At 70.5% G+C, this 7,963-nt stretch carries 8 protein-coding genes; all 8 read right to left on the bottom strand.

Annotation, left to right across the window (positions count from 1 at the left end):
• Positions 1 to 244 (bottom strand): hypothetical protein (locus tag HMPREF0043_RS07355; protein WP_021602372.1); only part of this gene is annotated, 244 nt, incomplete at its 3' end.
• A 6-nt stretch (positions 245 to 250) separates the two neighbouring features.
• Positions 251 to 1,219: a copper transporter gene (locus tag HMPREF0043_RS07350; protein ID WP_021602371.1), complete on the bottom strand. Its 969-nt coding sequence runs from the start codon at positions 1,217 to 1,219 to the stop codon at positions 251 to 253.
• An 11-nt stretch (positions 1,220 to 1,230) separates the two neighbouring features.
• A complete protein-coding gene (steA, locus tag HMPREF0043_RS07345; protein ID WP_021602370.1) occupies positions 1,231 to 2,409 on the bottom strand; it encodes a putative cytokinetic ring protein SteA in 1,179 nt (392 codons plus the stop codon).
• A gap of 4 nt (positions 2,410 to 2,413) precedes the next feature.
• The gene (recN, locus tag HMPREF0043_RS07340) at positions 2,414 to 4,117 is read right to left on the bottom strand and encodes a DNA repair protein RecN (protein WP_021602369.1); all 1,704 of its coding nucleotides are present in this window, start codon (positions 4,115 to 4,117) and stop codon (positions 2,414 to 2,416) included.
• 8 nt (positions 4,118 to 4,125) lie between these two features.
• Positions 4,126 to 4,953, bottom strand: a complete 828-nt coding sequence (locus HMPREF0043_RS07335; RefSeq protein ID WP_021602368.1) for an NAD kinase — start codon at positions 4,951 to 4,953, stop codon at positions 4,126 to 4,128.
• Positions 4,950 to 5,783, bottom strand: a complete 834-nt coding sequence (locus tag HMPREF0043_RS07330) for a TlyA family RNA methyltransferase (protein ID WP_021602367.1) — start codon at positions 5,781 to 5,783, stop codon at positions 4,950 to 4,952. Before HMPREF0043_RS07330 ends, HMPREF0043_RS07335 begins: the two co-directional genes overlap by 4 nt.
• A 10-nt stretch (positions 5,784 to 5,793) precedes the next feature.
• Complete coding sequence (locus HMPREF0043_RS07325; protein WP_021602366.1) at positions 5,794 to 6,816, bottom strand: HAD-IIA family hydrolase; 1,023 nt, start codon at positions 6,814 to 6,816, stop codon at positions 5,794 to 5,796.
• A partial coding sequence (locus HMPREF0043_RS11525) for a tetratricopeptide repeat protein (RefSeq protein ID WP_198010306.1) occupies positions 6,813 to 7,963 on the bottom strand: 1,151 nt, incomplete at its 5' end. The genes HMPREF0043_RS11525 and HMPREF0043_RS07325, both read right to left, overlap by 4 nt.

Here is a 7,963-nt window from a genome sequence, read left to right as displayed (position 1 = left end):
CCGCGGCGACGGCGGCGAGGGCGCCGAGACGCGCCTTCCCGGGCAGGGCGCACAGGCCCAGCGCCACGCCGCCGGCGGCGGCGGCCCCCTCCGTCAAGCTCACATCGGCGCCGGAGTAGGACGTCCTCGTCCAGGAGCCTGCGGGAGGCCTGCGGTCAAGGAGGCGCTGCACGGCGGCGGCTCCCCCCGCCGCCAGAGCGGCCGCGCACAGAGCGCGGAGCTTCCCGTTCTTCATATTCGCCATGCCTGCCTATCCGTTTCCGTTCCCGTTCGCGGCGTTCGAGCCGGCCGCCCCCGGCACCGCCACGTCGACTCTGGTCCCGATGGGCGACTCGGCGCTCTGGCCCGTCCCCAGATGGACGTGCCCTCCCAGGATCTCCGAGGCGACGGCGATGGGAGTGTTGATGGACGCCTGGGTCCCGCCCGCGTGGTCGACCGTCGACCCGCTCTTGGTCCCTCGGAGTGAGACGATGAGGTCGTTCTTGCCGCCGTCGGCCCCGAGGGCGGCCGTGGGCCCCTTGGCCGAGAGGTCCTTGAACGCCTGCGTGTAGACCTTCGCCGCGGCGGCCTTCTTGGCCTTGGAGGCGTTCGCCAGCCGGAGCTCTTTGGGTGCGACGACCAGCACGGCGTCGGCCGGCTGCTTGAGGTCGGCTATCTTCACCAGGGCGTCGCCCTTGGCCGTCAGAGCCGCCACGAGGGGGGCGGAGGCGCCGTCGTTGACGCCCTTGCGCAGAATGTGGCTGATCGCCGCCGCGATGACGTCGTCGGGGCCGGCGTCCTGCGCCTGCCCGAGGGCCGGGCCCACCTGGCCCGCGACGGCCTTGCGGTGTGCGGCGCCGTCGGAGCTGGCGTACTTGGCGTTCAGATCCATGCGCCCGGTGATCGTCGCCCCCGCCAGTGTCAGGCTCTCCTGGGCGGCGGTGATCTCCTCGTCGGAGGCGCCCGGCATGACCACGAGCGCGACGCGCCGGCCCGTCAGGGTCTTGTCGACCAGCTGTTCGCCGGCCTTCTTGAGGGCGGCGTTCGAGGATTTGAGCTCGTCGTTGGCCGCGTCGAACTTCTCGCGCGCGTCGTCGCGCGATGCGCGCAGCGCCTCGACCCGGTTGGAGAGGGTGTCCCCGATCGCGTTCTGCAACGGGCCGGCGCCCAGGATGATGCCGACGGCCAGCGCTAGGAACACTGAGACGAGGGAAACGAGATGATATCTGAAATCGACCATGTTCCACCTTTTCACAAGAGGGATCCGAACCAGTGTGCGATGTCTGCGAACCACGCGGAGATGAGTCCGAAGGTCGCCCGGCCGGTCGCCGTCGAGGCCATGGCGGCCGCGATCGCGACGCACCCGGCCAGGATGAGCGAGAGGATCTGCCACGAGGAGATGCGCGAACGGTATAGCTGGGACACGCCCTTGGCGTCGATGAGCTTGCCGCCCACGGCCAGGCGCGTGAGGAACGTGGAGGCCATGCCCTTGCGGCCCTTGTCGAGGAATTCGATGAGCGTGTTGTGCGTGCCGAGGGCGACGATGATCTTCGCGTGCTTGTCGTCGGCCAGGAGCATCGCCACGTCCTCGGAGGTTCCCGTGCACGGGAAGACGACGTGCGGGACGTTCAGGTCCTCGACGCGTTTCTGCCCGGGCGCCTTGCCGTCGCGGTAGGCGTGGACGACGATCTCCGCCCCGGAGGTCAGGGCTCTGTCGGAGACCGAGTCCATGTCCCCGACGATCATGTCGAGCTTGTAGCCCTCCTCCAGGATGGCGTCCGCCCCGCCGTCCACCCCGATCATGATGGGGCGGTATTCGCGGATGTAGGGGCGCAGGGTCGCCAGGTCCTCCTTGTACCGGTAGCCGCGGACCACCACGAGCACGTGGCGTCCCTCGAACTTCGTCCTGACGTCGGGCACGCCGACCCCGTCGAAGATGAGGTCCTGTTCGCGTTCGACGTACTCCATGGTGTTGCTGGCGAAGGCCTTGAGCTGGATGTTCATCCCCTCGCGGGCCTCGTCCTGGTTGCGCGCGATGGTCTCGGCGGTCTGGATCGTCCCGTGGGCGACGGACTCCTCGCCCACGAAGACCTCTCCGGCTTCGGAGACGTGGACGCGCTGACCTTCGCGCACCTCCATGACGGCACTGCCGCAGCCGTCGACGAGGGGGATCCCCGACCTGTTGAGGATGCCCGGCCCCAGATTCGGGTACCGCCCCGAGGTCGAGGGGGCTGCGTTGACGACGACGGAGGGCTTGCATTCGACGAGCGCTTCGGCGGAGACGCGGTCGATGTCGACGTGGTCGATGATCGCCACGTCTCCGGGGCGAAGTCTCTTCGTCAGGTTCTTCGTACGGGGGTCCACGCGGGCGACGCCGCTGCGCGCGTCGGCCTCGGGAGCCTCCTTCTTCCGGCGGAATCCAAGTACCACGGCTTTATCGTGCCACAATCGCGAGACGCAGAAGTTCGCTGGCGTGCGCACGGGCCGTCTCGCTGTCGTTTCCCGAGAGCATTCTGGCCAGTTCGGCCAGCCTGGCCTCCCCGTCGACGACGACGACGTCCGTGCTGGCCCCCTGTTCGCCCTCTTGCCTGCGGACCACGGCCTGGGTGCCCGCGTAGGCCGCCACCTGCGGAAGGTGTGTGACGACGATCACTTGACGGTCGGCTGCCAGGCTCGCCAGACGCTTCCCCACGGCGAGGGCCGCCCGCCCGCCGACGCCCGCGTCCACCTCGTCGAACAGGAAGGTGTGCTCTTCGCGGCTGCCCTCGGCCAGGCAGACCTCCAGGGCGAGCATGATCCGGGAGAGTTCGCCTCCCGACGCGGCCTCTCCCAGGGGGAGGAGGGGAGCGCCTTTATGGGACGCGAGGAGGAAGGCGACCGCGTCCCGCCCGTGGGGGGCGGGCGGAGCGGGCTCGACTGAGATGTCGAACCGCGCCCCCGACAAGGCGAGTTCGGCGAGCTCCTCCTCGACCCGACGGCCGAGTGCGCGCGCCGCCTCGGCCCTGGACTCGTGGAGTGCACCGCCCGCGGCCTCCATCTCCCGTTCGGCTCGGTCGACGGCCTCGCGGAGGCGCTCCCGGGTCCCCTGCGGATCGCCGAGCCTCTCCAGGGTCGCGCGCGCCTCGTCCGCGGCCCGGATGGCCTCGTCCGCCCCCATTCCCAGGTCGCGTCTGAGTTCGGCCAGGGCCTGGCGGCGGGCGTAGACGTCGGAGAGCCTTTCGGGATCGGCCTCGGCCCGTCCCGCCATGTCGGCGAGAGTCGCCGCTATGTCGTTGACCTCCGCTTCGAGCCCGCGCAGACGCGAGGCGAGTTCGGCGGCGTCGCGGCCGTCGTCCAGGCCCTCCAAGGCTCTCACGGCCTCGGCGAGGCCGTCGATCGCCGCGGTCTCGACCGCGTCGGAGCCCGCCAGGTGCGCCGCGGCCTGCGACAGGGCCAGGAACCGCGACTCGACGTTCTCCAGCCGGTGCGCCTCTTCTCGCAAGGCGTCGTCCTCTCCCGGGAGCGGCTCAACCGCGTCGACCTTGCCCACGAGCGCTTGGAGGGCGAGACGCTGCCGGGCCTGGTCGCGGGACGTCTCGTCGAACTCCTCCAGGGCGGCGACCGCTTCGCCGTAGGCGCCGTAGGCGCTGCGCCAGGCCTCCAGGGCCCGCGCGACGGGCGCGCCGGCGAAGGCGTCGAGGGCGCGGCGCTGCTGCGAGCCCGTGGCGAGCCGAATCTGGTCGGACTGCCCGTGAAGGCTGACCAGATGCCGGGCGATGTCGCGCAGAACGGACGTGGGAACGCGGCGTCCCCCGAGGAAGGCCGCCGAGCGCCCCTTGCGTCCCTTGGCGGGGATGTGCCTGGAGACGACGACGACCGCCCTGTCGTCTTCGAGGTCGTAGGCTCCTCCGACGCCGTCGATGGTCGGCAGGAGGGGCGAGTCCCGGGCGACGGTGAAGACGCCCTCGACCCGAGCCATGGAGGCTCCCGCGCGCACTTTCGAGGGGTCGGCTTTGCCTCCGAGGATGAGTTCGAGGGACGTGATCGCCATGGTCTTGCCCGCACCGGTCTCCCCCGTCAGCGCGGTCAGCCCGGCTCCCGGATCCAGGGTCGCCTCGGCGATGACGCCGAGGTTCTCGATGTGCAGCGACTCGATCATCGTCTTCCCTATTCCCGCCAGCCGTGGACGGGGAGTTTGAACTTGTCGACCAGGCGGCCTGAGAAGGGCACGTCGTCGAGTCGGGCCAACAGGACGGGGTGGGATCCCTTGACCGCCGTGATGGAGGATCCGGCCGGGGCCATGAGCTCCCGACGTCCGTCGCACTTGGCCCGGGCGTCGCCGTCGACGACGTGCAGTTCGAGTCGAGAGGCCGGCCCTACGACGAGGGGGCGGGTGAAGAGGGCGTGCGCGGCGACCGGCGTGAGCACCATGGCCTCGACGTCCGGCCATACGATCGGCCCGCCGCCGGAGAAGTTGTAGGCCGTCGATCCGGTCGCCGTGGAGAAGAGGACCGTGTCGACCTTGAAGGAGGACAGCTCGCATCCGTCGACCCCGATGGACGCCTCGAAGGTGCGGGAGTCGACGTCCCGCTCCATGGCCACTTCGTTGAGCGCCCAGTCGTGCGCGACGCTTCCGTCGGGTCGGGAGACGGCGATGTCAATGGTCATGCGCGGATCGACGCCCCACCGGCGCTCGACGATCTGCGCGACGACGTCGGGCGCCTCATCGGGTTTGGCCTCAGAGAGGAAGCCGACGTGCCCGTAGTTGACGCCCAGGATGGGCACGCCCACGGCCCGGCTGAGCTCGGCCGCCCTGAGGATGGTCCCGTCGCCGCCCACCACGAGGATGAGCTCGCATCCGCCCACGCTGTCGCGGTCGGGATGAGGATCCACGCTCAGGCCGCTGTCCCGCAGGAGTCCGGTGATGGTGGAGACCGACCCGTCGTCGACTCCGCGTTCGGGATGGGCGACGATTGCGATCCTTCGATCCGTCACTTCCTGGCTTCCTTTCCCGCCGGGCCCGTTGCGATGGCGGATCGGACGGCGGATTCGAGGCCGCCGTCGGGCTCCTGCCCGCTCCCGGCGCGCATGTGCAGGAAATACTCTACATTCCCGGCCGGGCCGGGTAACGGGGAGGCGATCGCCGCGAGCACGTCGAGCCCGTGGGAGCGCGCGCACGCGGAGACTGCCATGACCGTCTCCGCATGCAGCCGCGTGTCCCTGACGACTCCCCCGGCCCCCAGGCGCTCCCGGCCCACCTCGAACTGCGGCTTGACCAGGAGGAGGAAGTCGGCCTCGGCCGCCGCGGCCCGTACGAGAGAGGGGATGACGAGGGTCAGCGAGATGAACGAGAGGTCGCCGACGACGAGGCCGGGGGCGGGGGCGACCGCGGCCGGGTCGAGCGTGCGCACGTTCGTGCGCTCCAGGACCGTCACACGCGGATCCTCGCGCAGCCGCCAGGCGATCTGTCCGTAGCCGACGTCGACCGCGACCACGTGCCCCGCCCCCCTGCGCAGGAGCACGTCGGTGAATCCCCCTGTCGAGGCGCCGGCGTCCAGGCACCTGCGGCCCGCGACGGCGGGCGCCGCCTCGCCGAGCGCGTCCAGGGCTCCCGCGAGTTTGCGGGCTCCGCGGGAGACGTACTCGTCGCGCTCGCCCTCCACGACGAGGAGGGGCTGAGCCGGATCCATCTGCCTGGCGCTTTTGCGGACCGTCTCCCCGCTCAGCCTGACGAATCCCGATTCGACGAGCTCCTGGGCGTGGCGGCGGGAGGACGCCAGCCCCCGCCTGACCAGCTCGGCGTCGACGCGGATGAGGCGTGCCATCAGCGCTGCGTCACAGTCTCACCACTCGGAGTTCGCCGACGCTCCGGGAAACGTCGCTCCCGGCGTCGGCGGCGCGCCACGCCGCCAGGACGAGAGCCCTGTATGCGTCGAGCGCCAGGCTGGCCCCATTCGACACGTCGACGGCCTCGCCTGCGTCCGTCACGTCGAAGCCCTGGCCGGTCCACTCCGCGAAGGCCTCGCCCACGCGGGCTCGCGCGCCTTCGACGGCCGCCTCGGGATACGGCTCGTTGAGGCCGCGCATGTCGTCGCACAGGTAGGTCGGCCGGACGTCGGAGGGCGCCAGGCAGATGTCGCGGGCGCTCGCCAACCCAGTGAGCACGTGCATGCTGTCGATTCCGGCCGCCACGGCGCCCTTGATGTCGGTGTCGAGGTTGTCGCCGATGGCGAGCGGACGTTCGGCCTCCATCAGGGCCGCGGCTGCGCGGAAGATCTCGGGCTCGGGTTTGCCCGCCGAGAGGGGCGTGGCGCCGGTGGACACGGCCACCGCCGTCACAAGGGATCCGTTGCCGACCATGAGGCCCCGTTCGCGGGGGATCGTCTTGTCGAGATTCGTCGCGATGTAGGTGGCGCCCGCGCGGATGGCCAGGGCGGCTTCGGACAGCTCCGGCCAGCCGACGTCCGGGGAGAAGCCCTGCAGGACGACGTCAGGCCTGTCGTCGGCGGATTCGACCGCCGTCAGCGAGGCGTTCCGCGCCGCCTTCCGCAATCCCGGGCCGCCGATGATCAATGCCGTGGCGTCCTCGCCGAACAGTCGCAGCGTCATGTCGACCGCGATCTCCGCAGACGTCAGGACTGTGGCCGCCGTCGCCGGGAACCCCATTCCGCTCAGCTGCTGCGCCACATCCTCGCGAGGGCGGGACGCGTTGTTCGTGACGTAGGCGTTCTTGAAATCTCCGGCGACGGCCCGATTGACCTCTTCGGGGGCGTGGGGGATCGAATCGTTTCCCAGGTAGCAGACCCCGTCGAGATCGAAGAGCCCGACATCGTAGCGGGATGACAGTGGAGCGCTCATTCGGCCTCCCCGTCGGCCGCGTCCTCAGTCTCGTTCGGTTCGCCGTCCGGGGCGGCTTCACCGGTTCGGTCGGCGCCGGGGGCCTCGTCAGCGTCCCCGTCGGCGTCTCCTGCCGTGACGTCGCCTGTTTCGCCGCCGTCGAGCGGGGTCGTCTCGCCGCCGCCGTCTCCGATCCGGGCGGCGCCCTCTCCGGGATCTTCCCCGGAATCTTCGCCGTCCTCGGTACCGGCGCCTCCCAGGCCTTCTTCGGGGACTTCCGGTGCGTCCTCCTCGGCTTCCGGTCCGGGCGCGGGCGCCTCGCCGTCGGCCTGGGCGGGGGCGTCGCCGTCGGGTTCGCCGACGACCTCGGCGTCCTCGTCGTCGGAGTCGTACACATCGACCCGGCCTTCCTGCGCGAAGACGGGCTCCCAGCGACTGCGCAGTTCGGCCGCCTCCTCGTCCCTGCCGAGTTCGTCGTAGCGGTCGGCACGGATGAGCTCGATCCGCGCCCGCAGCATCTGCTCCAGATTCTCGACGTTGATCTTCTCGAGGACGGCCAGGCCCCCTTCCGAATCTCCTGCGTCGGCGCGGGCGCCGGATGTCACCAAGGCGAGTTCGATCCGCGATTCGGGGTCGAGTCGCTTGAGCGGAATCTCGGAGATGAAGGCGAGGGCCTTCTCAGGGCGGCCGAGCCCGCGCTCGGAGTCCGCCTCGATGGCCGCGTGCGCGTAGTCGTCGGTCATGCGCCTGAACGTTCGGAGCTCGCGAAGAGCCTCCGAGTAGCGTCCGGTGAGATACGCCGACAGTCCGAGCGCCTCCCGCACGATGTCTATGCGCGCAGCGCTTCTGCAGGCCGCCCGCGCGTGCTCGTAGGACAGTTCGGGATCGACGTCCATCATCGATCCGGCGTACACCAGATGGCGGGCGACGCGATCGGCGTTGTCCTTGCTCAGGCTGGCGAGCCTGCGTCGGGATTCCGCGTCGAGGTCTCGGGCCGACACCGATTCGGGGACCACGGGGTCGCGTCTCTGAGAGCCGCCTCCCCCGTTTCTGTCGCCTCGGTATCCCTCATCACGATACCCACGACCGCCGCGGTATCCCCTGTCGTCGCGGTATCCGCGGTCGTCGCGGTCGTTGCGGCGGTTGTCGTGGTCGCGACGGCCGCGAT

The organism is Actinobaculum sp. oral taxon 183 str. F0552, from assembly GCF_000466165.1.
In the GTDB taxonomy this organism is placed as follows: Bacteria; Actinomycetota; Actinomycetes; order Actinomycetales; family Actinomycetaceae; genus Peptidiphaga.
Note: the sequence above shows the minus strand (reverse complement) of the source record. Positions and strands in the feature narration are given on the sequence as shown.